General features: G+C 64.6%; 24 protein-coding genes. 11 read left to right on the top strand and 13 right to left on the bottom strand.

Annotated features, from left to right (window positions below; genetic code table 11):
• Window positions 1–6: 6 nt before the first annotated feature.
• Window positions 7–2,553, bottom strand: a complete 2,547-nt coding sequence (locus C8J33_RS08370) for a DUF1217 domain-containing protein (protein WP_132663703.1) — start codon at window positions 2,551–2,553, stop codon at window positions 7–9.
• A 236-nt stretch (window positions 2,554–2,789) separates the two neighbouring features.
• Here C8J33_RS08370 and C8J33_RS08375 point away from each other — a divergent pair, with 236 nt between their 5' ends.
• Together C8J33_RS08375 and C8J33_RS27005 are read left to right on the top strand one after the other, a co-directional pair.
• On the top strand, window positions 2,790–3,356 hold the full coding sequence (locus C8J33_RS08375) for a DUF6101 family protein (RefSeq protein WP_132446462.1): 567 nt from the start codon (window positions 2,790–2,792) through the stop codon (window positions 3,354–3,356).
• 145 nt (window positions 3,357–3,501) lie between these two features.
• Window positions 3,502–3,669 carry a hypothetical protein gene (locus C8J33_RS27005; protein ID WP_165929762.1) on the top strand — a complete coding sequence of 56 codons (168 nt, stop codon included), beginning with the start codon at window positions 3,502–3,504 and terminating at the stop codon, window positions 3,667–3,669.
• A 256-nt stretch (window positions 3,670–3,925) separates the two neighbouring features.
• On the opposite strand, the gene ubiA is transcribed toward C8J33_RS27005, so the two are convergent.
• Both ubiA and C8J33_RS08390 read right to left on the bottom strand, forming a co-directional pair.
• Window positions 3,926–4,885 (bottom strand): 4-hydroxybenzoate octaprenyltransferase, encoded by a 960-nt coding sequence (gene ubiA, locus C8J33_RS08385; RefSeq protein ID WP_132663704.1) that lies wholly within the window; start codon window positions 4,883–4,885, stop codon window positions 3,926–3,928.
• Between the two features lie 76 nt (window positions 4,886–4,961).
• Window positions 4,962–5,390 carry a CopD family protein gene (locus tag C8J33_RS08390; RefSeq protein WP_110726729.1) on the bottom strand — a complete coding sequence of 143 codons (429 nt, stop codon included), beginning with the start codon at window positions 5,388–5,390 and terminating at the stop codon, window positions 4,962–4,964.
• A 264-nt stretch (window positions 5,391–5,654) separates the two neighbouring features.
• Between C8J33_RS08390 and C8J33_RS08395 the strand changes: the two genes are divergently transcribed.
• From C8J33_RS08395 to C8J33_RS08415, 4 genes are all read left to right on the top strand, one after another.
• Window positions 5,655–6,698: a polyamine ABC transporter substrate-binding protein gene (locus C8J33_RS08395; RefSeq protein WP_132663705.1), complete on the top strand. Its 1,044-nt coding sequence runs from the start codon at window positions 5,655–5,657 to the stop codon at window positions 6,696–6,698.
• Window positions 6,695–9,091 carry a putative bifunctional diguanylate cyclase/phosphodiesterase gene (locus C8J33_RS08400; RefSeq protein WP_132663706.1) on the top strand — a complete coding sequence of 799 codons (2,397 nt, stop codon included), beginning with the start codon at window positions 6,695–6,697 and terminating at the stop codon, window positions 9,089–9,091. The genes C8J33_RS08395 and C8J33_RS08400 overlap by 4 nt, the downstream gene beginning before the upstream one ends.
• Window positions 9,092–9,256: 165 nt before the next feature.
• The gene (gene purD, locus C8J33_RS08405) at window positions 9,257–10,525 is read left to right on the top strand and encodes a phosphoribosylamine--glycine ligase (protein WP_132663707.1); all 1,269 of its coding nucleotides are present in this window, start codon (window positions 9,257–9,259) and stop codon (window positions 10,523–10,525) included.
• A 98-nt stretch (window positions 10,526–10,623) separates the two neighbouring features.
• Window positions 10,624–11,211, top strand: a complete 588-nt coding sequence (locus C8J33_RS08415; RefSeq protein WP_165929763.1) for a plant virulence effector HPE1-like domain-containing protein — start codon at window positions 10,624–10,626, stop codon at window positions 11,209–11,211.
• 128 nt (window positions 11,212–11,339) lie between these two features.
• On the opposite strand, the gene C8J33_RS08420 is transcribed toward C8J33_RS08415, so the two are convergent.
• From C8J33_RS08420 to C8J33_RS08440, 5 genes are all read right to left on the bottom strand, one after another.
• Entirely contained in the window at window positions 11,340–11,837 is a 498-nt protein-coding gene (locus C8J33_RS08420) for a DUF523 domain-containing protein (RefSeq protein ID WP_281024608.1), read from the bottom strand.
• A 7-nt stretch (window positions 11,838–11,844) separates the two neighbouring features.
• Window positions 11,845–14,163 (bottom strand): glycine--tRNA ligase subunit beta, encoded by a 2,319-nt coding sequence (gene glyS, locus C8J33_RS08425; protein WP_132663711.1) that lies wholly within the window; start codon window positions 14,161–14,163, stop codon window positions 11,845–11,847.
• Between the two features lie 116 nt (window positions 14,164–14,279).
• Window positions 14,280–16,277: a DUF2207 domain-containing protein gene (locus C8J33_RS08430; protein ID WP_132663712.1), complete on the bottom strand. Its 1,998-nt coding sequence runs from the start codon at window positions 16,275–16,277 to the stop codon at window positions 14,280–14,282.
• Window positions 16,278–16,281: 4 nt separating this feature from the next.
• Window positions 16,282–17,583 carry a 3-phosphoshikimate 1-carboxyvinyltransferase gene (locus C8J33_RS08435; RefSeq protein ID WP_132663713.1) on the bottom strand — a complete coding sequence of 434 codons (1,302 nt, stop codon included), beginning with the start codon at window positions 17,581–17,583 and terminating at the stop codon, window positions 16,282–16,284.
• 32 nt (window positions 17,584–17,615) lie between these two features.
• On the bottom strand, window positions 17,616–18,167 hold the full coding sequence (locus C8J33_RS08440) for a LemA family protein (RefSeq protein ID WP_110726744.1): 552 nt from the start codon (window positions 18,165–18,167) through the stop codon (window positions 17,616–17,618).
• A gap of 485 nt (window positions 18,168–18,652) precedes the next feature.
• On the opposite strand from C8J33_RS08440, the gene C8J33_RS27010 reads away from it, so the two are divergent.
• A complete protein-coding gene (locus tag C8J33_RS27010) occupies window positions 18,653–18,808 on the top strand; it encodes a hypothetical protein (protein ID WP_165910600.1) in 156 nt (51 codons plus the stop codon).
• A gap of 4 nt (window positions 18,809–18,812) precedes the next feature.
• On the opposite strand, the gene C8J33_RS08445 is transcribed toward C8J33_RS27010, so the two are convergent.
• Entirely contained in the window at window positions 18,813–19,808 is a 996-nt protein-coding gene (locus tag C8J33_RS08445; protein ID WP_132663714.1) for a glycine--tRNA ligase subunit alpha, read from the bottom strand.
• A 136-nt stretch (window positions 19,809–19,944) separates the two neighbouring features.
• On the opposite strand from C8J33_RS08445, the gene C8J33_RS08450 reads away from it, so the two are divergent.
• The 4 genes from C8J33_RS08450 to C8J33_RS08465 all read left to right on the top strand — a co-directional run bounded on the left by C8J33_RS08450 (window position 19,945) and on the right by C8J33_RS08465 (window position 21,209).
• Window positions 19,945–20,223: a hypothetical protein gene (locus C8J33_RS08450; RefSeq protein WP_132663715.1), complete on the top strand. Its 279-nt coding sequence runs from the start codon at window positions 19,945–19,947 to the stop codon at window positions 20,221–20,223.
• Window position 20,224: 1 nt separating this feature from the next.
• The gene (locus tag C8J33_RS08455; protein ID WP_132663716.1) at window positions 20,225–20,548 is read left to right on the top strand and encodes a type II toxin-antitoxin system RelE/ParE family toxin; all 324 of its coding nucleotides are present in this window, start codon (window positions 20,225–20,227) and stop codon (window positions 20,546–20,548) included.
• A gap of 62 nt (window positions 20,549–20,610) precedes the next feature.
• Entirely contained in the window at window positions 20,611–20,892 is a 282-nt protein-coding gene (locus C8J33_RS08460) for a hypothetical protein (protein ID WP_245507091.1), read from the top strand.
• On the top strand, window positions 20,889–21,209 hold the full coding sequence (locus C8J33_RS08465) for a type II toxin-antitoxin system RelE/ParE family toxin (RefSeq protein WP_132663717.1): 321 nt from the start codon (window positions 20,889–20,891) through the stop codon (window positions 21,207–21,209). Before C8J33_RS08460 ends, C8J33_RS08465 begins: the two co-directional genes overlap by 4 nt.
• A gap of 71 nt (window positions 21,210–21,280) precedes the next feature.
• Here the strand turns inward: C8J33_RS08465 and C8J33_RS08470 are convergent, their stop codons facing one another.
• The 4 genes from C8J33_RS08470 to C8J33_RS08485 all read right to left on the bottom strand — a co-directional run bounded on the left by C8J33_RS08470 (window position 21,281) and on the right by C8J33_RS08485 (window position 23,504).
• Complete coding sequence (locus tag C8J33_RS08470) at window positions 21,281–21,466, bottom strand: NfeD family protein (RefSeq protein ID WP_110726750.1); 186 nt, start codon at window positions 21,464–21,466, stop codon at window positions 21,281–21,283.
• Window positions 21,467–21,506: 40 nt separating this feature from the next.
• Window positions 21,507–22,373: a S49 family peptidase gene (locus C8J33_RS08475; RefSeq protein ID WP_132446440.1), complete on the bottom strand. Its 867-nt coding sequence runs from the start codon at window positions 22,371–22,373 to the stop codon at window positions 21,507–21,509.
• Window positions 22,374–22,460: 87 nt separating this feature from the next.
• Window positions 22,461–23,264, bottom strand: coding sequence for a methyltransferase (locus C8J33_RS08480; RefSeq protein WP_245507092.1), 804 nt, complete (start codon window positions 23,262–23,264; stop codon window positions 22,461–22,463).
• Window positions 23,265–23,279: 15 nt separating this feature from the next.
• Window positions 23,280–23,504 carry a DUF2007 domain-containing protein gene (locus tag C8J33_RS08485; protein ID WP_110799895.1) on the bottom strand — a complete coding sequence of 75 codons (225 nt, stop codon included), beginning with the start codon at window positions 23,502–23,504 and terminating at the stop codon, window positions 23,280–23,282.
• Window positions 23,505–23,571: the final 67 nt, after the last annotated feature.

The following is a 23,571-nucleotide window of genomic DNA, read 5'->3' on the forward strand; positions in this document are numbered from 1 at the left end:
TCGTCCTCAGCCACCCATGCGCAATTGCGAAATGGCGAGCAGCGATTCGCTGCTGATGCCGCCGCTTCCGGCCGTCGAGTTGAAGATGGCCAGCGCCGGAGACGTGTCCGTGTTGTTCTGGACGTCATAAAGTGCGGTAAACCGCTTCATCAGTTTTTCGAGCTTTTCCGGATCGCGCAGATCCTTCACGTCCAGAACCCGCTTGATGTATTCCGACTGGACATCGACGTTGGCACTGCTCATCTCTTCGGGGATGCTGTAGGCCGTCCGCACCACCTGCATCAGGGCATTGTCGGCGAGAATGTCGAAGGTGGATCCGATACCAGGCGCCATACGGCGGAAGTACAGCGCGAGACGGACGCCGGCATTGTCCTCGCCCTTCTGCTCTTCGAGCGTCTGATTGTAATAGAGGTCCTGCGTTTCCAGAAGACCACGGCGGGTCTGGATCTGGTTTTCCTGCGGGCGAACCGTCTTGCCGGTCGCGTCGAAGTTGAAGGAGGCCACGAGCGCGTGGTAGCGCGGGTCGGCCTCCGTGTTGATGAAGCTCTTGGGGTCGGAAACGTCCGATGTGAAGACCTTCTTCAGCTCGTCCTTCTTCACCGTCTTCGGATCGATGCCGGTTGCGACCAGGATGAAGTTCGTCATGCGCGGATCTTTCAGGAGATCGTCGAGCGTTTTGACCTTCTCCATCTGCGCGGCGTAGTATTTGGCCTCGTTCGTCGCGTCGGTCTTGTCCTTCTCCGTGCCGAACTGGCCTTTGGCCACCACATAGGCCTTGGAGATCTGCAGGATTTCGGACTCCGACTGCGCAAGCTTCGGCGCACCGACCTTGCCGTCGGCCTTGAAGTTGAAGGCGTTGGTCAGCTGGACGTAGCGGTCGTCCTTCAGCGTGTTGACGTAGCTCTTCGGGTCGTTGACGTCGCTGGTCAGGATCCTGCGCAGCTCGCGCGCGCTCTTGCCTTCGTTCTCCAGGCCGAAAGCCGAAAGTGCGACCTGCACGCCCTTCGGGTTGTTCAGCAGGGCATCGACGGTGGTGACCGTGCCGATCAGCTTTTTGTAGGCGGAGATCAGGGACTCATCCGTCGCATCCGCCGCATCGTTGTAGCGGTTCATGTAGTTTGCCGAGGCCGCACTTTTCTGCGCCGCCGTCTGGGGTACGTCGCCCGCCGCCAGCGTTCCGTCCGGCTTGAAGTTGAAGCCGGCGGCCAGCACCTTGTAGGCGGCGTTGTTTTCCGCGCCCGTCGTATTGGCATAGCTGGCGGGATCGTTGAGGTCGCTGGTGATGATGGCGTTGAGCACGCTCGATCCCGTTCCGCGCGGAATGCCGTAGGCCGTGATGATGAAGGAGCGCATGCGGCTGTCGGCCAGCAGGTCCGTCGCGGTCGTGAAATCGTTGACGTGCGCCTCGAAGTAATCCTTGTTGATCAGCGCGCCGGTGCCCGTGAGGCGCGGTGCGGAGGCGAAGTAAAGCTCGCGCATCGAGGCCTTGTCGGCATCGCCCACGAGCGGGGTCACGGACGGCGCGGTGCCGTCGGCGTTGAATTTGAAGGCCGTCGCCATGGCCTTCAGATTGATGGCGAGGGTGCCCGCATAGTCCAGCTGCGCATATTCCGACGAGAGCGCCGCGACGTTGGCCGCCGTCTGGGAAAAGGGCGGTAGTTCGGCGTTGCGGGCATCGTAGATCGCCTGCTGTTCATTGATCTTCGCCTGAATGGCCGGCTGGTCGGCGCCGGGCTGCGACAGGCTTGCGGTCAGCGACGCGATCTGCGCGGACGCGCTGGAGCGCTCGTCGTATTTGACGACCGTCGCCCGGATCTCCGCTCCGCGACCGGACAGCGCATCGGCGGCCGTCTGTTGCAGCGTGTTGACGTAGCTCGCGGGGTCGTTGATGTCGCTCGTCAGGGCCTGGCGTACCTGCGCAAAATCGAAACTGTCGGGTTTCAGCCCGAAAAGTGGGAAGGCGTATTCGCGCAAGCGCTCGTTCTGCAGGAACTGATCGACGGTCTTGATATTGCCGCCGACGGTCATTGCGTTGAAATAGTTCACTTCCGTGTTCATCGCGCTGTCGGCATTGGCGATATTGGCATTGTAGAGACCGATCAGCGCATCTTCCTGTGCGCCGGTCTGTGCCACGGTGGTCGACTTGTCGAAGCTGAAGGCCATCGCGAAATTGCGATAGCGATCGTCGCTCAGCTTGTTGGCATAGCTGGCATCGTCGTTGAGGTCGCTTTCCAGCACCTTGCGCATGAACGCCTTGGCGTAGGTCATGTCCTCGAGGCCGTGGGCCTTCATGGCGTAGGAATAGAGCCGGTAGTCGTCGAGGAAGGCATCGACGGTCGTGACCTTGCCGATGTTCTCCTTGTAATACTGGGTATCGCGCTCGACCATCTTCTGCTGGGAGATGCGATTGATGCTCTCCTTCATGTCTCGAACGACGAGATTATAGTCGAGATAGGTCGATGCCATTTGCCGCCCTGCCGCCTGCTCCTGCCGCACGCCGGGCACGCGCCGAAGGGCACGCGCCGGCAAGCTGCGGCCATGTCGCTTCACCATGACGGCTGCTGCTTGCGCGAGGCTTTTTGCGGAGAATGCGCGACCGCGCGTTGACGTCTTCTAAACCGTAAAGCGTCGAGCTTTGCTAACCATCGGGGAATGCAAAGTTTTTTAACCGCGAATTTTAAGCGGTCTCAAACAGGCGCCGCCTATGTTGACCTCCATAGAAGACGAAAACGTCTCGATGAGAAAAGACCGGAAACCGGCTCTCAAAGGTAAAACAAGGGCGAAATGACATGCTGAAAACCGTTTCTCAACCTGCATGGGTCGACACCGAACTGCGGCTCGATCCGAAGCGTTTCCCGCAACATGCCAGCTTTGCGCTGCCGGGCGCCCGGAGCAATGTGACGATCAGCCTCGACGAACGCGGCGCCGTAATGCGCAAGGTTCTGCCGTCGAGCGGCCTGCCGCTTTCCATCGCGCTGCCGGCGCGGGCCTTCAAGGGCGTTGCCGCCCGTGCCATCGATCATGGCGACGGCGAGGTGACGGTGACGCTGGAACTTCACCATGACGATCCGGACCTGTGCGTGCCCCTGCTCGTCGCCCACGACCTCTCCGACATCGCTGCCGACTGGCGCGCCTGGTCGGAAGCCTACCGCATTCCCATGCTGATGGTGGAAGCCGACGGGGTCGCCCGGCCGCTCGACAACCATCTCGGCGATGTAAAGACCCATGCGATCGTCCCCCGCCGCCGCCATTCGCTTCACGCCCAGCGCCGTCCGCGCTTCCTGATGCGCCGGGCCACCGGCAGCCTCGGCGTGGCGATGAAGATCGACGGCTCCGAGATCATCGCCCGTCGCTGATATCTCCGACCTCCTCCAGTGCAAAAAGTCGGCCGTCCCTGCGGCCGGCTTTTTGTTTGTGGAGGGAGCTTGTTTCGTGGGGTTTGCAGAGGAACAATCATGGCGCCGTTCCTGTTGCCTTCGTGAAACCACCAAGGAGGATGCCATGACAGCGGACAAGACGACAACGACAGACGATGCCGCCTCGACAACCCCGAAGACGGAGGCCGAGCGCGAACGGTTGCTGAAAGACGCGGACCAGAACCGGGTCGATAGCGATGATGGTGAGGACGAGGTCGTGCCCGATCCCGCCAACGACTGGCCGGCTGCCTGAATAGGTATGTTTTTTGTGGGCGCGGGTCCGGCGGTGGGTTGGGCTAGGAAAAAAGACCCTCTCTGGCCTGCCGGCCATCTCCCCCACAAGGGGGGAGAAGACCTGTGGCAGGCCCTTCGCCACAATCTTGAACGTTTTTGAAGCGAGCGGCCAGCCCCGAGTCCTCTCCCCCCTTGTGGGGGAGATGGCCGGCAGGCCAGAGAGGGTTTTTCTCTTAGACCAAGCAAACCCACACCGTTTCTGACAAAAGTTGCCCCTAAATCAACCGAACCAGAAACGCCGCCGCCAGTCCTGCAAACACGATCAACCCGACCATGCCGTTGAAGCGGAAGAGTGTCAGGCATTGTCCGGCATCGTGGATGTCGAGGACGAGGATCTGGTAGAAGAGCATGATGGCGGCGGCGGCCAGCGCGAGGTAGGCGAGTGCACCCGCACCGGCGAGTGCGAAGGCGAGACACAGCAGGACGATGGTGAGGCCGTAGAGTGCGACCAGCCAGGGTTTGGGGCGCTCTCCGAAGCGGCGGGCGGTGGAGCGAACGCCGACGAGTTCGTCGTCTTCGCGGTCCTGATAGGCATAGATCGTATCGTAGCCGACCGTCCAGGCGATGGCGGCGAGGTAGAGCACGACGGGTGCGGCCGAGAGGCTGCCGAACTCCGCTGCCCAGCCCATGACCGCACCCCATGAAAAGGCCATACCGAGAAAGAACTGGGGCCAGTCGGTGAAGCGCTTGGCAAAGGGGTAGATGGCGACGAAGCCGAGCGAAAGGATGCCGAGCACGATCGAGAAGCCGTTGAACTGCAGCAGCACCACGAGGCCCACCAGTGCCTGCAAACCCATGAACAGCTTGGCGTTGCGGCGCGACACCCGGCCGGACGGCAGGGGACGCGAGCGCGTGCGGGCGACGGCCATGTCGATCGTCTCGTCGACGATGTCATTATAGGTGCAGCCGGCACCGCGCATCGCGATCGACCCGATGAGAAACAAAGCGAGATGCAGGACGAGGCGCCCGACCGAGGCCGTGCCATCCAAAGCGGCCGCATTGGCCGCCAGTGCCGCCGACCAGAAGCAGGGCCACATCAGCAGCTGCCAGCCGATCGGCCTGTCCCACCGGGCAAGCTGCGCATAGGGCCAGAGCGGCCGCGGCAGGATGCGGTAGACCCAGTTGGTCGACGGCGCATCGAAGACGCGCCCGCTATCGGAGGGCATTGTGTTCATGCCCTCTTGTTTGCCGTCTCGTCCCCGGCCGGTCAAGCCGCTTGAGCGGACCGATCAAGCCGCCTGACTCGCCTGGTTAGAAGGGTTTGACGACGACGAGAAGCACGATGACCAGCATGGTCGCGAGCACGATGGTGCCGGCATGGCGGGCAAAGGCCGGCGGCAGGCGGCTCGGATCGGCGGCGGTGCGGCGCAGCGCGCCGGAGAGCATGCCGTGCAGCGCCGAGAGAAGGACGACCAGCAGCAGCTTTGCGTGCAGCCACGGCGCCGTGAACCAAGCGCCCTGCCAGGCCGCGATGAGGCCGAACAGCCAAGTCAGGCCCATGGCCGGCGAGGTCACGCGCCCGTTCCAGCGCCGGACGGCTGTGATGACCGCGGTCTCGCGGTCGGTGCGCGGACACTGCGCCCGCGCCAGCCACAGATGGATCGCCGACAGGAGAACCATGCCGCCCATCCAGGCAACCATGGTGGCGACGTGGAGGGATTTGATCAGAAGATAACTCAAGGCGACGTCTCCTATGCGCCATCCTCGACCCGGATCGGTCGGATGGCCCTGTGCAATGTCTTGATAGGGCGCGTCGGCCGTTGCCGCGAACACCCGATATCACGAATACCGTGCCCTGTGATGGACGTCTTCCGCAAGGTCTTTTCGTAAGGGCGGCGAGACCTTTCTCAAGGCTTTACCGCGCCCGTTCTCCCGGTAAAGCGCCGTAAAGTTTCAGCAAGTTTTACAGTCTATTCTGCCCCACGACGATCGAAGGGAAGCCGGATGCGACAGGGACTTGCGGCGACAGCGCTTTTGCTGGGGCTTTTCAGCTGCACGACACTGGCGCGGGCGGAAACACTCAACCTTCTGATCTGGGAGGCCTATATCGACCAGGCCATTCTCGATGCCTGGACGGCCTCGACCGGCGTCAAGGTACGACAGATCTATTTCGATAGCGGCGACGCCCGCGACGAGATCCTTGCCGACCCCAACAGCAATATCGACCTGACGGTCGTCGGCGAGAACGGCAGCGCCCTTTTCGGCAAGCGCGGCGTCCTCGCGCCCCTCACGACGGGGGACGTGCCGTCGCTGAAGGACTATGCGACCCACTGGACATCGCGCTGCGGCGGGTATGGCGCGCCCTATCTCTGGGGAACCATGGGGATCGTTTATCGTTCCGACAAGGTAACAACCACGCCGACCTCCTGGAAGGATCTCATGCAACCGGCACCTGCGCTGAAAAAGCACATCGCCATGTATGACGACCACAACGAGGCGTTCATCGCGCCGCTGATCCTGCTCGGCAAATCGATCAATGCCAATGACAGCGACACGCTGAAGCAGGCCTTCGAGCTGATGAAGGGACAGGCGCCGTCCGTGCTGACCTACACCTACGTCATCACCTCCATCGACAATCCGGATTACGGGCGCGACATCTACATGGCGCTGGCCTATAGCGGCGACCAGAAGGTGCTGAACGAGAAGGCGGGCACGCCCGACCTCTGGCGCTATTCCGTCCCGCAGGAGGGTACGCTGTCCTGGCTCGACTGCCTGGCCGTCACCGCGGCTTCGCCGCGCAAGGCGCAGGCGATGAAGCTGGTCGACCATATCCTGTCGGCCAAGAGCGCCGCCCTGAATGCACAGACGCTCGGCATGCCCACGGCCAGCACCGCGGCGCTCGCGCTCCTTCCCGAGGCGATGAAGAACGATCCCGCTATCTATACGCCCGCCGACATCATGGAAAGGAGCCAGTACCAGACGGAGCTTTCGGTTTCCTCGATCCAGACCCGACGACGGATCATCAGCGCGATGGCGAATTTCCAGTGACCCTCGGCAAGCGCGCAGTCTTCCTGATCTTTCCCATCGTGCTTGCCGGATATCTTCTGGCGGCCTGCCTTGTCTATGTCGTGGAAAGCAAGGCTCTGCTGTCGCTCGAACGGGCGCGGATCTTCCAGCAGCTCGACCATGCCGAGGCGCTGTTCCGCGCCGATGCCAACCAGAGCCGCAGCTTCCTCTATTCTCTTCTGGAGGGCAACGCGGTCCGGCTGTTCATGTCCGAGCCGGATGCCAGCTATCGCAACAATGCGCTGTCGCTGCGCATTCAGGAATCCATCCGCATGCTGTCGGACGATATGCGGGCCTATGTCTCGTTCTCGATCCTCCAGCCGGATCTCTCGATCGGCTACTACTTCGAGAACAGCGACGACCCGTTCGCCGAGATCAGCCCGGCGCAGATGACGCTGGCGCGGACCCTGTTCAAAGGCGAGCGCCTGCGAAACTGGACCTACCTGAACGAGGGCACGAGCCGGCCGCTCATCGTCTATTCCGAGTTCATCGACCCCACGACCTTCAGCCGTGCGCTGCCGAGCAACAAGGACCGGGCGCTCCTCGTCCAGGTCGCCGTCCAGCCAGACCAGTTTCTGGCGATGCTCCAGTCGCTGCAGAGAGAGTATGCCACCGAGCCTCAGTTCACGAGCGACGCGCCGAAGACGGCGGCACCAGGCGACCTCTCGGCCTCCGTCGAACTGATCCCGGCGCTGCACCTGACGCTGCGCGTTCCCCAGGCGTATGCGTCGGCGGCGCTCTGGCAGCTGAAGCTGGTGCTGGGCGTCGGCACCATCGGCATGAGCCTCATTTCCATCGGCCTGATGATCACCCTCATCCGCCGCTTCATCACCGATCCCATCGCCGCACTCGACCAGCAGGTGACCGCCGTCATGGACGAGCGGAGCGAGCAGATCGTCGCGGCCGGCGGCGATGGCGAGATCGGGCGGCTGACCGGCAATATCAAGAAACTGCACGATCAATCGTCGAGCGCGCTCCGCCGCGTGCAGGAAGCCTCCTGGACCGACGCGCTGACCGGCATGCAGAACCGCAGCCGGTTCAACGTGCTGGCTGGACGGATCGTGCAGGATGCCGTCGCCGGCCGTGGCAGCGCTGCCCTTCTCTTCATCGACATCGACCACTTCAAGTTCGTCAACGACAAGCATGGACACGAGGTCGGCGACGAGCTGCTGCGCGTCTTTGCAACGCGGGTGCACGATGCCGTGGCACCCATCATGCAGCAGCGCGCTCTGCCGGAGCCCATGCTCGCGCGCCTGTCGGGCGACGAGTTCGCCGTGCTCATCCAGGCGGAACCGGGCACCGGCGCGATCCGCGAGGCGTGCGACGCGATCCTCGCGCTGTTCACCCATGGCTTCGAGGTTCAGGGCAAGATCTATCCCGTGACCGCCAGCATCGGCGTCGCCCTCTGCCCGCGCGATGCGGAAAGCGTCGCGGCGCTGATTTCCAATGCCGACGCGGCGATGTACCAGGCCAAAACCAGCGGCAAGAACCAGTCCTCACGCTTTTCGCGCAACCTGCAGGACAAGCGCGACCGGGTGCGCCAGATCCAGGAAGAGCTGCGCATGCTCGATCCGGACGAGCAGTTCCACCTTGTCTACATGCCGATCGTCGATCAGGCAGGCGCCGTCACCGGCTGCGAGGCGCTTCTGCGCTGGACCTCGCCGACGCTCGGCCGGGTGACGCCGGACGAGTTCGTGCCGATTGCGGAAAGCTCCGGCCAGTTCACCAAGATCGACTGGTGGGTCGTCTCCCGCGCCATGGCCGACTACGGCAAGATCCGCGACATGTTCGGGCCGCAGGCGGTGCTGGCTATCAACATCTCCTCGGCCGAGCTGCACTCCCGCAGCATCGGCGACCATTTCTCGCGGGAAGCCGCCCGTTACGGCATTGCGCCGGACCGGATCGAGATCGAGCTGACCGAGACCTATGCCGTAAAGCTCGGCGACCAGCTGCATCGCAACATCGAGGCGCTGCGCAGCCGCGGCTTCCGCATCTCCATCGACGATTTCGGGGCGGGCTATACCTCCGTGCAGCAGATCATCGAATATACCGCCGACACGATCAAGCTCGACCGGGCGATCGTCGAGACCATGGCGACGCCGGATCTCTCGCCCGCCCTGACGGCGCTGATCGCGCTCTGCCACGCGCGCGGCATGGCGGTCATCGGCGAGGGCGTCGACAATGAGCGGAAAGTCGCATTCCTCACCCGTGCCGGCTGCGACTTCTTCCAGGGCTACCTCATCTCCAAACCGCTGGCGCTGGACGAACTCGGCATCTGGGCGCTGCACCGGCTGGGCGGGACGGCACTGGCGCCGCATGACGAGCATGGGGCCATGATCGGCCCGCGCAAGCAGGGCACGCTGCGGCTGCTGTAAAGACGCCGACATCCGGGCATGACATCCCCGCATCACACCCCAGTGCAGCCGTGGCGGCACGGGATAGCGGGCGTTTTTCCTTGACCCGGGGGGAGCGCCGCCTTAACCGCAACAGCACGGTTGCTTCCCCGGTTGCTTCCCCCATTGTTTCAAGGACGAGACACGATGAAGGTATTGCTGATCGGTTCGGGCGGGCGCGAACATGCCCTGGCTTGGAAACTGGCCCAGTCGCCTCGCCTCACCCAGCTTTTCGCAGCCCCCGGCAATCCCGGTATCGCGGACGTGGCAACGCTGATCGAGATCGACGTCGAGAACCACGAGGCGGTCCTGTCCTTCTGCCTCAGCGCCGGCATAGACTTCGTCGTCGTCGGCCCCGAAGCGCCGCTGGTCGCCGGCCTTGCCGACATGCTGCGCGCGGAAAACATCCTCGTCTTCGGCCCTTCCCAGGCGGCGGCCCAGCTCGAGGGCTCCAAGGGCTTCACCAAGGATATCTGCGCCCGCTACAACATTCCGACCGGCGCCTATCGCCGGTTCACGGACGCGGCCGCGGCGATCGCCTATATCCACGAGCAGGGCGCGCCGATCGTCATCAAGGCGGACGGGCTTGCGGCCGGCAAGGGCGTGACCGTCGCCATGACCGTCGAGGAGGCCGTTGCCGCCGTCGAGGACTGCTTCTCAGGCGCGTTCGGCGCGGCCGGTGCCGAAGTCGTGGTCGAGGCGTTTCTCGATGGCGAGGAAGCGAGCTTCTTCTGCCTCTGCGACGGGACCAACGCTCTGCCGCTCGGCTCGGCGCAGGACCACAAGCGCGTGGGCGAAGGCGATACCGGGCCGAATACCGGCGGCATGGGCGCCTACTCCCCCGCCCCCGTGATGAGCGCCGAAATGGTCGAGCGCACGATGCGCGAGATCATCGAACCGACGCTTTCCGGCATGGCCGAGAGCGGGCACCCCTTCGAAGGCGTGCTCTTTGCCGGGCTGATGATCACCGAAAAAGGCCCGGAACTGATCGAATACAATGTGCGGTTCGGCGATCCCGAATGCCAGGTGCTGATGATGCGGCTGAAGAGCGACCTGCTGCCGCTGCTGCTGGCGTCGGCCACCGGCGAGCTGGCCGGACTTCAGGCCGAATGGCGCGACGACACGGCGCTGACCGTGGTGATGGCCTCCAAGGGATATCCCGCGGCCTACGACAAGGGCACGCCCATCGCCGCACTGCCGGCGGAAGAGGCTGCGATGAAGGTGTTTCACGCGGGCACCGCGCTGAAGAACGGCGCGCTGGTTGCGACCGGCGGGCGCGTGCTCAACGTGACGGCCATTGGCGACACCGTGGAGGCTGCGCGCGATGCGGCTTACGCGGCCGTGGACAAGGTTTCCTGGGAGAACGGCTTCTGCCGGCGCGACATCGGCTGGCGCGCGATCGGCCGCAACGTCTGACACGCGCTTTCGCGCGGTTCATTCAAACTTTACCAATTCTCCTGACGGGTCCGTAACGGCCGGCCGGTAGTGTGCTCCCGAACCTGTGGGAGAAGACTATGCGCGGATTTCTGCTGGCGGGCCTCGCTTTTGCCTCGGCCATCCCGGCCCTGACGCCGTCGTCGGTGCTCGCCTCTTCGATCGAGTATCTCGGCACACCGCCGGCATCGGCGCCGAGCGTGACGGTGCTGCACTGCACGGATTGCCCGGCCCTCAAGCCCGATGCGCGCGCAGTGACCTATGTCGTGCCCGATCTTGCGCCCGGCACGGACCGCACCGAAGTCAAGGATATCAACGGCGAAATGAAGCTCGTCCGGGCGGAAGCCTGGCTGGGTGGCTCGCCGGTGACGTTCGTGAGCAAGGCGTCCGACGAGCAGATCCGGATCGCGCGCGGGGAACCGGCCATCGCGCCGCTCACCATTATCGCAACGGCGGCAGGCGATGCCGGCGGCGGCGCAGCCGCGGCAACCAGCATGAACGTGGCGGTGGATGCGGCGATGACGACGGCCTCACTCAGCCCCGCGACCGCGGTCTCGATCGCCTCGGCCTCGGCGGCCCCTTCCCCACTGGCCGATCAGGCTCCCGCCGGGGCCGAATCATCTTCACACGATTTTGATGGGCAAAGCCTTCAGCTTCGGCTAAACTGATCCCGACTTCCAGTCCCTGCCCTCTCCGGCCTCCAGGCCTGACGGGCAAGCGCCTTACATCAAGGCGGAAAATTGCGTCCCTGAGAGAAGCAGGGGCGCAATTTTTTTGAGGGCTACCTCCCCTAAAATCAGGAGCCGTCGATCTCCGCGGCCAGCGCCTCGATTTCGTGATCGGCGAAGACGCGGATGCCGTTGCGGCGCAGGAGTGCGGCGGCAACGCCCTCGCCTTCGTGTTTGCGCCCGGAAAACCCGCCATCATAGATCATATGCGAGCCGCAGGACGGGCTGCCGTCGATCAGCAGGGCGTGGGTGCAGCCGGTTTCGAGCGCAAGCCTCAATGCATTTTCCGCCGCCTGCCGGAAGCCTTCGGTGATATCGCCGCCGGTCGCCTCGACGACGCGGGCCGCGCCCGAGAGGACGTCGCCGCCGCTCCGGCCGCCGGCGATTTCGGCAGGGGGACGCGGCACTGGCATACCGGCCGACATTTCCGGACAGATCGTCACCAACCGGCCTTCCGCCCGCCAGCGGTCAAGGCTGGCATGGCGCAGGGGCTTAGCCTTGCCGTCATAGCGAACGGCATGGCCCATGAGGCAGGCGCTGACGAGAATTTTACCCCGCGCAGCCACCGCCCGCTCAGCCGGCGATGCGCGAGAAATCGGCGACCGTACCGGTGGCGGCGCGGATGCGGCCGAGAAGTGCCAGGCGGTTTGCCCGGATCGCCGGGTTCTCGTCATTGACGAGGACATCGGCGAAGAACCGGTCGATGGGCGCGCGCAGCGTCGAGAGCGCCTCCATGGCGGAGCGGAAATCCTCTCGCGCGACGGCCTCGGCGGCGTCCGAGGTGGCGCTGCTGACGGCTGCGTAAAGCTCGCCTTCGGCCGGGAGGGCGAACAGCGCCGGATCGACAGCGTCGGTGATGACGGCGCCCTTCTTTTCCTCGGCGGCCAGAAGCTGCGTTGCGCGCTTGGTGCCGGCGAGCAGGTTCAGTCCCTCCTGCGACGTGACGAAAGCCGTCAGCGCCTCGACGCGGCGGGCGACCATGAGGAGGTCGTCGTTGGCGGAGGTAGCTTGCCCCTCATCCGACCCTTCGGGCCACCTTCTCCCCGCCTGCGGGGAGAAGGACGCGGCACCCTCAGCGCTCTCCTCTCCTTCTCCCCGCCTGCGGGGAGAAGGTGCCCGGAGGGCGGATGAGGGGCCGGCCGCAAGCACGGCATCGATCAGGTCATGACGGGCTCCAAGATCGCGGAGATAGACCTTGAGGCGGTCGTGGAAGAAGGTGAGGAGGTCGGATGCTTGCTCTTCATCGAAAGCGCGCGCATTTCCCGACTTGATATCCGCGACAACACGCGGGCCATGAGCCTTGAAAACCGACGTCAGCGCCACACGGATCTTCCGCTCCAGCAGCATCCGGTTAACACCGAGCGCCGCCCGCCGCAGCGCAAACGGATCCTTCGAACCCGTCGGCTTTTCATCGATGGCCCAAAACCCAACCAGCGTGTCCAGCTTGTCGGCAAGCGCCACGGTCAGCGAGACCGGGTCGGTCGGCACGACATCAGTCGGGCCCTGGGGCTTGCGGTGTTCGGCGATCGCCGTCGCCACCGCGTCGTCCTCTCCCTGCAACAGAGCATATTTGCGGCCCATGATGCCCTGGAGTTCGGGGAACTCGCCGACGGCTTCGGTGCGCAGGTCAGCTTTCGAAAGGACCACGGCGCGGTCGACCAGCTTGGGGTCCGCACCGGTGACGGCGCAGAGGTCGGCGGCGAGGGCGCGGATGCGCTGCACGCGTTCGCCCTCGGTGCCGAGCTTGGCATGGAACGTCACGTTCAGCGCATCGAGCTTTGCCATGCGCTGGTCGAGCGGCTTTGCGAGGTCGAGGCCGAATTTTTCGGCGGAGGCGCGGAGCGTCTCCAAGTCCGGCAGGTCGCGCTGGTCGCGGGTCCAGAAATGGCGGGCGTCGGAGAGGCGGGCGCGGACGACCTTGCCGTTGCCGTGCACGATCTCCTTGCCGCCGTCCTTCGCCTCGATGTTGGAGACGAGGATGAAGTGGTTGGAAAGGGTCTCCTCCCCCGGGCGGCGGGTGACGAAGCACTTCTGGTTGGTCTTGATGGTCAGTCGGATGATTTCGGAGGGAATCGAGAGGTCGCCCTCATCGAAGGTGCCCATGAGCACGACCGGCCATTCGACGAGGCCCGCGACCTCCTCGAGCAGCGCGGGGTCCTCGACCAGTTCCAGTCCGCTGGCAAAGGCGAGATTGCCGGCGTCGGCGGCGATGATCTCCTTGCGCCGCTCGGCATCCAGCACGACCTTGGCCCGTTCGAGCTTCTCGATATAGTCGGCAAAGCGGCGGACCGTGATCGGGTCCGGTGCGTGAAAGCGGTGACCATAGGTGACGTTGCCGGCGACCAGACCATCGACCTCGAAGGCGATGACCTGGGTTTCCTCGTTTTCAGGGCCGAAGGTGCAGACGATCGATTGCAGCGGGCGCACCCAGCGCAGCGCGCCGGGACGGGTGGAGGCGACGCCCGAGCGCATGGAGCGGGGCCAGGGGAAATTGCGGATGATGCCGGGCATCACGTCGGCGACGATCTCCTCGGCGGCGCGGCCGGGCTTCACCAGATGCGCGACGTAGAAATCGCCCTTCTTCGGATCGGTATGGACATGCGCGTCGCTGATGGAGGCGAGGCCTGCGGCGCGCAAAAAGCCTTCGATGGCCTTTTCGTTCGCGTCGGTGCGCGGGCCCTTCTTTTCCTCGCGCACATCGGCGGAGCGGGCGGTGACGCCGCGAATGTCGAGCGTCAGGCGGCGCGGGGTCCAGTATTCGCGGGCACCCTCATAGGTCAGGCCCGCCTCGACCATGGCGTCCGTCAACAGCTTCTTGAGGTCGCCGGCAGCCTTGCGCTGCATGCCGGCAGGGATTTCCTCGGAGCGGAGTTCAAGCAGAAGATCGGGCATGGCACTCAGACTTTTCGGTAAAGCGAACGGATGCCCGTCGCCTTAGCAATCCCGCTGCGAAAAGTCACCATGATAGGCGCGGTTCGGCAGCGTTGTTTGCCAGCGACAGAGGCAAGCTACCAGCCGCCACCCCCGCCACCGCCGCCACCCCCGCCGGAAAAGCCGCCGCCGGAGGAAAAGCCGGAACTGGAGCTCTTGGGCGGTGGCGGAAGCGACGACTGCATGGCGCCCGCCATGGAGCCGGCAAAGCCGCCCATGCGGTCGCCGAACCCGCCATAGCCACCGGCGCCCGCATACCAGCCCGGTGCATAGGCAGCAGCCCCGGCGGCCGCGGTGGCGAGCCACGCGTCGAAGGTCTTCGACCAGGGCTTTTCCACACCCAGCGCCACGGCATAGGGCAGCAGGGTTTCATAATGTTTGGGCGACATGGTGGGCGCGCCGGCCATGTTCATGCGCTCCTGCTCGGCCAGCGTCAGGTACTGTCGCAGACCCGTGATATGCGCCGACATCTTCGCGCCGACCGGCGTCGGGGCGCCCATCAGGAACAGGAAGACGAGGTTGACCAGCACGATGCCGCCAATGCCCGCGAACAGCGGCAGCTGGTGCGTTTCCACGGCCTCGAACGCGATGGAGGCGATGAGGCCGCCGAAGACGGTGACACCGATGAAGCCGAAGACCGACACAGCGACGATGCCGGCGATGCGCCCGGCAAGGCTCGACTTGCGTCGGACGGAGCGGCCGAAGACGGCAATGAAGATGGCGACGAACACGGCGATGACGACGGGCACGAGGACGATGGCCGCACCGGCATCGTCGAGCGTTCCGAGCACGAGAATCGCGAGGATGAAGGCGACGGACAGCGCGATGCCGGCGATGATCGCGCCGATATTCGCCTTGTAATATTTACCGCGATGCTCGCTTTCCATCGCCTTGCGGAAGGCTTCACCCGCCTTCTGGACGGCGGGGCCGTTTTCGCGATCGATGACCAGTCGGCCGTCGGCATCCTCGACGGCGCGCATGAGGGCGGCTTCGCCGGTCGGCAGCTTGTCGGTCGCGACCTTCTTGCCGGTGGCGGCGATGACGAGCGCCTTTTCGAGGTCTTCCAGCACGACGCGGCCGGTGACGGCGAGGTTGAGGGCTGCGGCGGAAATCGCGGTCCAGCCGCCATCGGCAAAGCCGCGATTGTCGATGTAGTTGACCAGCGCCGGCGAGGCGTTTTCGGGCGGGTCCCATCGCGGCACGACGACGCCGCCATCCGGATCGCGCCCGGCGCGCCGCCAGATCCAGCCGTAATAGGCAGCGACGACGAGGAGGCCGACGCCGGCAAGGATCGCGGCCATGTTCTCCTGCCACCAGGCCGCCCGCAACTGCGCCTCGCTCGGCGGCGCGATCACGCCCTTCTTCAGGCTCATGACGATCGTCAGGCCTTCCTGGGGCCCGAGCGGTCGCGTGGTGTGGAACGTCGCGCCGTTGCCAGCCGTGGCGCCGCGCGCGAACTTATCCGTGGAGCCATAGGCACCGGTAAAGACATTCAGCGCCTGCGGCCGCGCGCCGCCCGGCAGGAGCACGGTGGCGCTCGCCTCGTCGATCGGAAAGGCCCAGCCGGTGCCCGTGACGTTCCAGAAAAGCTCGTCGTGATCCTCGAAATAGCGGATCTGGCGGTCGGTCGTGTAGGTCAGCGCAAAGGTGTGGACGCCGTTCGGCAGGAAGACATCCTTGTCGCCGGTATAGATGCGGATGCCGCCATCGATGGTTTCGGTGCGCGACGGCTCCGATTCACCATCGCGCTCGACCGAGATCAGCTGGAAGCCGACGCGGTGCGTGCGGCCATCGTCGTCGGTGAAGGTCAGCGGAAAATCGCGATAGATGCCGCGCTTGATCAGGTCGCCCTCGGCGATCGCGCGGATCGTCTCGGTGACCGTCAGGGTGCCGTCCCGGGCGACGTCGATCTGCGAATCATAGGAGAGGATACGCTCTTCGGCTCTCGCAAAACCGGCGGTGATGCCGGCGAGGAGAAAGAGAGCGGTGAGAACCGCGATCAGCCGCGATGCACCTTCTCTCTGCGCCTTTTGCGCCAGCGAACCTTGCCAGATCTTGGTTCCCGCGCGCTTCATCGGATCACGCCGACCGGACTGTCATATCGACGCCCAGCGAAGCGAGCGCATCCCAGTAATCCGGATAGGTCTTGCCGACGCAATCCGGATCGAGAATGGCGATGCCGCCGATCTTCAGGCCTGCCAGCGCAAAGCTCATGGCGATGCGGTGATCGGCGAAGGTGTCGATCTCGGCCGGCAGGGTCTGCCCGGCAAGTCCGGGATCCGAGGCGACCAGCAGATCGTCGCCTTCCTCGGTGGCAAGCCCGGCGCGGATGTTCGTCAGGCCGAGCGAGAGCGCGCGAACGCGGTCGCATTCCTTGACGCGCAGGTTGGCGATGCCGGTGAAGCGGACCGGCGTTTCGTTGAAGGCGGCGAGCACGGCGAGCGTCGGCACGGCATCCTGCATCTGCGACCCGTCGATGACGGCGGGGAGATGCGGGAATTGCGCGATGACATCGTAGGCGCGGGCATCCGGCTGCGAGAAATCCGCCGTGGGAACGCCCAGATCGATGCGGCCACCGGTCAGCTTTTCCATCGCCCAGAGATAGGTGGCGGCCGACGCGTCGGGCTCGATGCGGAAGTCGGTCGCGGTGTAGCCCGTCGGCCAGACCCGCCAGACGGAGGACGAGGCCTGCTCGACGCGGGCGCCGAAGGCGCGCATGGCGGCAAGCGTCAGGTCGATATAGCCGCGCGCACCGATCTCGTCGCCGGCCAGCACGATTTCGAGCGGCTCGACAGTTTCATCTGATGGCGCAGCACCGGCCGCGGCCATCAGCAATGCGGAAACATACTGGCTGGAGAGGCCGGCATCGATCTCGACCCGGCGACCGGGAATGCGGCCCGTGCCCGTGACGGTGACCGGCGGGCAGCCGGTTTCGGCGGAGAGCACGACGCCGAGGGAGCGCAGCGCCTCGACCAGCGGCGCGATCGGCCGCTTGCGCATGTGCTGGTCGCCATCGACGACCACGGTGCCATCGACGAGGGCGGCGGCGGCCGTGAGGAAGCGGGTGGCCGTGCCGGCATTGCCGAGGAAGAGCGGTTCGGAGGGGGCCGTCAGCCGGCCCGTGCCGGTGACGACGAAGGTTGTCGGGTCGGGCTCGCGCACCTCGACGCCCATGGCGCGCAGGGCCTCGGCCATATAGCGCGTATCGTCGCTGCGCAGAGCGCCCGTCAACCGGCTGGTGCCATTGGCAAGGCCCGCGAGCAGCAGCGCGCGATTCGTGATCGACTTCGAGCCGGGCGGGCTAACGGCGCCCTCAAGCGGGTGCAACGGCGGCGTGATGGTCACGGATTTCTGGGTCGAGGTCTTCTGGGCATGGATCATGCGACTGTCTCTTGTGATCTTTTCGGCGCGGCTCAGAACTTGATCGCGGGAACCGCGCGGTCGGCTTCGCTGGTGATCTCGAAATAGGGTGCCTTGGAAAAGCCGAGCGGACCGGCGACGAGGTTCGACGGAAAACTCTCGACCTTGACGTTCAGGTCGCGCGCGGCACCATTGTAATAGCGGCGCGACATCTGGATTTCGTCTTCGGTACCCTCGATCGAGGCCTGCAGTTCGGAGAAATTCTGGTTGGCCTTGAGGTCGGGATAGGCTTCCGCCAGGGCGAACAGCTTGCCGAGCGCCTGGCCGAGCATGCCTTCAGCCTGCGCACGCCCCGCGACATCGCCGGCCGGCACCGCCTGGGCGCGGTTGCGCAGGTTGACGATCTCTTCGAGCGTGCCGCGCTCATGCGCCGCATAGCCCTTGACGGTTTCGAGCAGGTTGGGGATCAGGTCGGCGCGGCGCTTCAGCTGCACGTCGATGCCCGACCAGGCCTCTTCCTTGACGTTCCGCGCCTTGACCAGCCCGTTATAGACCAGGACGAGATAGCCGGCGACGACAGCCAGAATGACGAGACCTGCGATCATTTTCTCTCTCCCCAGATGCCGCACATCTCGATGTGCACGACGAATGACACGGAACACGCGGGCCGAACCGGACCTTACGCCCTGCCGGCCCGCATCTCCATAGCGTGCTTTTACCCCGCTGCCCACTGCCTTGCAGGCCGGGACAAGGCTCTGGAGCCGTCCTTTCACCGGAAATGATGGGCGATTTGTCAGGATTGGCGTCAGCCTCGATCCGGCTTAACCTGCCATGATGGATCTCACGATGACGACGCACTGCCGATGGATGGCGCGCGGCATCTTCCGATTTCCAACGCCGGACCTTGGCGGATACCTCGATCGAGGAGACCGCTCGTTTCGGCACACGTCCGACGTTGCAGCGCGTTCGCGCTGCCGGGTGTCATGGATGTCTCGCTGTCGCGATGCATCGGCACCGACCTGTCGGCAATGACGGCCTGACAAACCTCATTCGGAAGCTATGGCTTCCTCAAGACAAGGAGACCGTGACCATGACGCTTCTCGCCATCATCGCCCTGTCCGCCGTGATGCTCACCGGCATCAGTCATCTCGTCGCGCTGCGCGGCGAACGCAATCGCTTCACGCCGCGCCTGCTCGACAGCGCGCCGCTCAACATCCATCGCCCCATCCGTTCCTGGCAGGACTGAACGTTCAGGCAGCGGCTGACGCTGCCACGAGGTTGACGCCGCCGGCATCGGTCATCAGGAAGGCTTCGCCGCAGGCCTTGGCCAGCGTGCGCACCCGCAGAATATAGCTCTGGCGCTCCGTCACCGAGATGACGCCGCGGGCATCCAGCAGGTTGAAGACGTGGCTCGCCTTGATGCACTGGTCGTAGGCCGGGAACACGCATTTGTGCAGAGCGAGGTTGGCGCTGTCCCCCGGTGCGCTATCCCCGGGTGCGCCGGCCTTCAGCAAGGCCAGGCACTCGGCTTCCGCATCGATGAAATGCTGGTGCAGCATCGTGGTGTTGGCATATTCGAAATTGTGACGTGAATATTCCTGCTCGGCCTGCAGGAAGACGTCGCCATAGCTGATCTTCTCCGCACCCTCGCGGCCGTTGAAGTTGAGGTCGTAGACATTGTCGACGCCCTGGACATACATGGCCAGCCGCTCGAGGCCGTAGGTCAGCTCACCGGACACGGGCGAGCATTCGATGCCGCAGACCTGCTGGAAATAGGTGAACTGCGAGACCTCCATGCCGTCGCACCAGCACTCCCAGCCGAGACCCCAGGCGCCGAGCGTCGGGCTTTCCCAGTCGTCCTCGACGAAGCGGATATCGTGCAGCAGCGGATCGAGGCCGATGGCGGCGAGCGAGCCGAGATAGAGCTCCTGCAGGTTCGACGGGTTCGGCTTCAGGATGACCTGATACTGGTAGTAATGCTGCAACCGGTTGGGGTTCTCGCCGTAGCGCCCGTCCGTCGGGCGGCGCGAGGGCTGCACATAGGCGGCCCGCCAAGGCTTGGGGCCCAGCGCCCGCAGCGTGGTCGCCGGATGGAACGTGCCCGCGCCCACTTCCATGTCGTAGGGCTGCAGCACCGCGCAACCCTTGTCGGCCCAATAGGCGTGTAGGGTCAGGATCAGGGCCTGGAACGAGCGCTTCGGGTTCATGTGGTCGGGCAGGTCGGGCAAATCGGTCAGGGCAGACATGGCAGATCAATCACCGGTGACTTATTATGGAGACCGGACGAGTGCCACGGGCGGCGACAGGGGTCAATGTTTAAGCTATCATGGCCCGTGGTTTTGTCCCCGCCGCCATATGCGTGCTTCCGATCTGGAGATGCCGATGACCATCAAGACGACCGTCAGCCTGCCGGACCATGTGCTGCACTATGCCGAGCGGCTGGTGGAGGAAGGGCGCTACCCCTCGCTCGACAGCGTGCTGGTAGCGAGCGTCGAGGACATGATGCGGAGCCATGAAAATGTCGCGGACGATCCGCTGGCCGGCATGGCCGACGAGCTGCACCGCCGGATGGCGTTGCCGCGGGACCAGTGGATAGCCTGGGACGGCGATGCGATGATCGAGCGAATGACGAAAAAGAGCGCTGGAGACCGCGGGCGCTAGAATGCGCTACGCGGTCACGCGCCATCCGGCGTTCGAGGCGGATCTTCGAGAGATCCAGCGCCTCATCGAAGACTATGCCGGCGCAGGCGTCGCCAACAGAAAGATCGTCGAAATCGTCCGTTTCATCGAACGGCTTTCCGACTTTCCGAAGATCGGCAGCGTTCGCAACGACATCATGGAAGGCCTTCGCGCGATCCCTGCCACCGACAAGGCGACCGTCTGCTTCGTTGTGGATGATGAGGCCATGGATATCCTCATCCTTGCCGTGGGCTATGCTGGCTCCGACTGGCAGGCGCGAATGGCAGAGCGCAGACGACCGCAATGAGCGCCTGTTAACGGGCGGCGACAGGGGTCAATGTTTAAGGTATGTTGGTTGCGGGATTTGCGATGGAGACGCCGATGAATGTCAAGAAGACCGTCACCTTGCCGGACCATGTGCTGCACTATGCCGAGCGGCTGGTGGAGGAAGGGCGTTACCCCTCGATCGACAGCGTACTGGCGGCAAGCCTTGAAGACATGATGCAAAGCCATGAGAACGATCCGTTGACCGGCATGGCCGACGAACTGCACCGCCGGATGGCGTTGCCGCGGGACCAGTGGATAGCAATGGATGAAGATGATCTCTTCGATCGCGTGCGCGAACGCCTTGCTGCCCGTTCGCGAGGATGACGGGCCGGTATAGCATCCTCTACCTGCCGGAAGCCGTGCAGGAGCTCATCGATATCAATGACATGATTGCAGCCTATGCCGGGGTCGAGATCGCGGGACGAAAGCTCGCCGACATCGAGACGGTCACGAAGACCCTTGCGGATATGCCCTACAAGGCTCCGATCCGTGAAGGTTTCCCTTCGGGGTTACGCACCATTCCTACCGGACAGAAAGGCGTTATCTGCTTTACCGTGGACGAGGAAGCGCGAACCGTCCAGATCGTCGCCATCAGCTATGCGGGGTCGGACTGGATGTTGAAGGCTAGAGACCGGCTTTAGCGGGTGAGCGAAGGCTAAATGCCTGCGGCCGGCCTTCACGACGTCACCACCAGGCTCCATGCTCAATTGCATCAATCCTGCTTGAGCCGATACTCCCCCGTCGCCGGGTCCTTTACCAGCGTGCCCTGCGACCCGGTCTGCTGCTGCTTGCGGACGCGTTCGCGCTGGCGGGCGAGGCGTTCGGCGTCGAGCACGAACTTGCGGTAGCCGAACCAGGCAATGGCGGCGACGATCAGAAAGAGGATGAGTTGCGGCATCTTGGGTTCCAGCGGGGGATAGGGCCCGACCTTGTTGCTTTCAAAGGCCGAACCGGCCCCATAATGCCTTTTCTTCTGCCGCTTCGGCAAGACCTGCGACGGCGGAAAGGGCGAGGCCGCTGCCGATGCCTGCTGCAAGGCCCACGCCGGGCTGGCGGCGGCCGAGCAGGCCGCGCGATGCGCTGACCAGCCGCAGCTCCGTCTTTTCGCCGTAACGGCGCTTCAGTTCGCCGCGCATGTCGCCGAGGCCATCGACGAGGCCGAGGGCGCGGGCGCGTTCGCCGGTCCAGAACAGGCCGGAGAAGATTTCGGCGTCATCGGTCAGCAGATGCCCGCGCCGGGCCTTGACCATGCCGGTGAAGACGCCGTGGATTTCCTGCTGCAGGCTTTTCAGATAGGCGACGTCCTTCTCCTTCTCGGGCTGGAAAGGATCGAGCATCACCTTGTTTTCACCGGCCGTGTAGATGCGGCGCTCGATACCCACCTTTTCCAGCAATTCGGTGAAGCCGAAGCCGCCGGAGACGACGCCTATGGAGCCGACGATGGAGGTGGGGTCGGCGATGATCTCGTCACCGGCGAGCGCGATCATGTAGCCGCCGGAGGCCGCGACATCTTCCACGAAGACGAGGACGCGCTTGTTCTTTTCCACCGCGAGATCGCGGATGCGCTGGTAGATCAGCCGCGACTGGACGGGCGAGCCACCCGGCGAATTGATGGCGATGGCGACCGCCGGGGCGTCCTTGTCGGCAAAGGCGCGCTCGAGAAGCGGGCCGACGGCGGAAATATTCAGCATCGGCCGGAACGCGCTGCCGCCCGCCATGATGGCGCCGTGCAGGCGAACGACGGGAATCGTCACACCCTGCTTGCGAAAGCGCTTCGGCAGCAACCTCTTCATGAAACCGGCCAAGTCCGTCTCCTTATCGTGAACATTCTCTGCCGGATGTAGGAATTGCCGCTGCGGACACAATGGCATGCGGGGGGCATCACGGTAAATTCAGCGCCGGGCGTGGAAGGCGCGGCCGTTGTTGAGGTCGTCGACCTCTTTCAGAAAGGCGTGGGAGCCCTCCCCGTGCATGACGAGCGGCGCGCGCAGGGTGAGGCGCGCGCGCGACTGCTTGATGCCCGTTAGGAGGATGCGCACCGCATTTTCGCCGGCCCGCGGCAGGAGCGGCGTGATCTCCACACCGCCGAACCGGCGCCCGCAGGCCGCCATGATCTCGCCGATCGATTCCGGCCGCGCGATCAGCGACAACTGGCCGCCGGGCCGCAGGATCGCGCCGGCCGTGCGGATCCAGGCGTCGAAAAGCCCGTCGCTCATGGCATGCGCCTCGGCTTTCAGCGCGTCCGGCGTCCGGCGGTCGGCGCCGTTGTTGAAGGGCGGGTTCATGACGACATGGTCGAAGACGTCGCTCGGCAGGCCGGCCGCGATGCGGGCGCGACCGGTCAGCGCGACATCGGCCTCCAGCACATCGAGGCGATCCGCAAAAGCGGCGTTTTGCGGCAGGGCAATGCTGCGGCGGGCAAATGTCGCCATTTCCGGCGCGCGTTCCACGAGCAGGACCTGCGCGGAGGGCACGCGAACGGCCACCGCCATGCCGGCCGCACCCGCGCCGGCACCGAGATCGGCAACTTTCACGGCCACCCGGCCTGTGTCGGGCACCAAAGCGGCGAGCAGCATGGCATCCATGCCGGCGCGATGGCCGCGGCCGAGCGGCTGGACGAGGTGGAAGCGTCCGCGGTGGAAACTGTCGACTGTCTCGCCGGCGGCATCCCGATCCATGGTCATCTCAGGCGTCATGCGTGCCCCCGCCGCTCATGGATCCCGCAGTTCCGCCGCAAGGCCCGCATCCGACAGGATGCCCCTGGCTTCGTCGGCACGCTCGCCCTGCACCATCAGCCGGCGCGGCAGCAGGCCGAGCGAACCGTCGAGAATGCTCATGCCCTGATCGGCAATGAAGCAGATAATGCCAGCGTCGCGCATCAGACTTTCGGCGAAAGAGAGCACGACGGCATCGTTGGTACGGATCAATTCTTTCATCTGTCTCGCTTTTTCCCCATTCGTCAGTGGCTTGGGACAAATCGCCACTTGCCGCGAAAGCCACCCC

The organism is Rhizobium sp. PP-CC-3G-465 (assembly GCF_004343445.1).
GTDB lineage: Bacteria > Pseudomonadota > Alphaproteobacteria > Rhizobiales > Rhizobiaceae > Ferranicluibacter > Ferranicluibacter rubi.

Bases quoted from the DNA above. Each gene is read 5' to 3' on its own strand.
- C8J33_RS08435 (WP_132663713.1), bottom strand. From the start codon at position 17,583: ATGATCCATGCCCAGAAGACCTCGACCCAGAAATCCGTGACCATCACG.
- C8J33_RS08480 (WP_245507092.1), bottom strand. From the start codon at position 23,264: ATGACGCCTGAGATGACCATGGATCGGGATGCCGCCGGCGAGACAGTC.
- C8J33_RS08465 (WP_132663717.1), top strand. From the start codon at position 20,889: ATGACGGGCCGGTATAGCATCCTCTACCTGCCGGAAGCCGTGCAGGAG.
- C8J33_RS08415 (WP_165929763.1), top strand. From the start codon at position 10,624: ATGCGCGGATTTCTGCTGGCGGGCCTCGCTTTTGCCTCGGCCATCCCG.
- C8J33_RS08450 (WP_132663715.1), top strand. From the start codon at position 19,945: ATGACCATCAAGACGACCGTCAGCCTGCCGGACCATGTGCTGCACTAT.
- C8J33_RS27005 (WP_165929762.1), top strand. From the start codon at position 3,502: ATGACAGCGGACAAGACGACAACGACAGACGATGCCGCCTCGACAACC.
- C8J33_RS08375 (WP_132446462.1), top strand. From the start codon at position 2,790: ATGCTGAAAACCGTTTCTCAACCTGCATGGGTCGACACCGAACTGCGG.
- C8J33_RS08455 (WP_132663716.1), top strand. From the start codon at position 20,225: ATGCGCTACGCGGTCACGCGCCATCCGGCGTTCGAGGCGGATCTTCGA.
- C8J33_RS27010 (WP_165910600.1), top strand. From the start codon at position 18,653: ATGACGCTTCTCGCCATCATCGCCCTGTCCGCCGTGATGCTCACCGGC.
- C8J33_RS08485 (WP_110799895.1), bottom strand. From the start codon at position 23,504: ATGAAAGAATTGATCCGTACCAACGATGCCGTCGTGCTCTCTTTCGCC.
- C8J33_RS08440 (WP_110726744.1), bottom strand. From the start codon at position 18,167: ATGATCGCAGGTCTCGTCATTCTGGCTGTCGTCGCCGGCTATCTCGTC.
- ubiA (WP_132663704.1), bottom strand. From the start codon at position 4,885: ATGAACACAATGCCCTCCGATAGCGGGCGCGTCTTCGATGCGCCGTCG.
- purD (WP_132663707.1), top strand. From the start codon at position 9,257: ATGAAGGTATTGCTGATCGGTTCGGGCGGGCGCGAACATGCCCTGGCT.
- C8J33_RS08470 (WP_110726750.1), bottom strand. From the start codon at position 21,466: ATGCCGCAACTCATCCTCTTTCTGATCGTCGCCGCCATTGCCTGGTTC.
- glyS (WP_132663711.1), bottom strand. From the start codon at position 14,163: ATGCCCGATCTTCTGCTTGAACTCCGCTCCGAGGAAATCCCTGCCGGC.
- C8J33_RS08430 (WP_132663712.1), bottom strand. From the start codon at position 16,277: ATGAAGCGCGCGGGAACCAAGATCTGGCAAGGTTCGCTGGCGCAAAAG.
- C8J33_RS08445 (WP_132663714.1), bottom strand. From the start codon at position 19,808: ATGTCTGCCCTGACCGATTTGCCCGACCTGCCCGACCACATGAACCCG.
- C8J33_RS08460 (WP_245507091.1), top strand. From the start codon at position 20,611: ATGGAGACGCCGATGAATGTCAAGAAGACCGTCACCTTGCCGGACCAT.
- C8J33_RS08395 (WP_132663705.1), top strand. From the start codon at position 5,655: ATGCGACAGGGACTTGCGGCGACAGCGCTTTTGCTGGGGCTTTTCAGC.
- C8J33_RS08370 (WP_132663703.1), bottom strand. From the start codon at position 2,553: ATGGTGAAGCGACATGGCCGCAGCTTGCCGGCGCGTGCCCTTCGGCGC.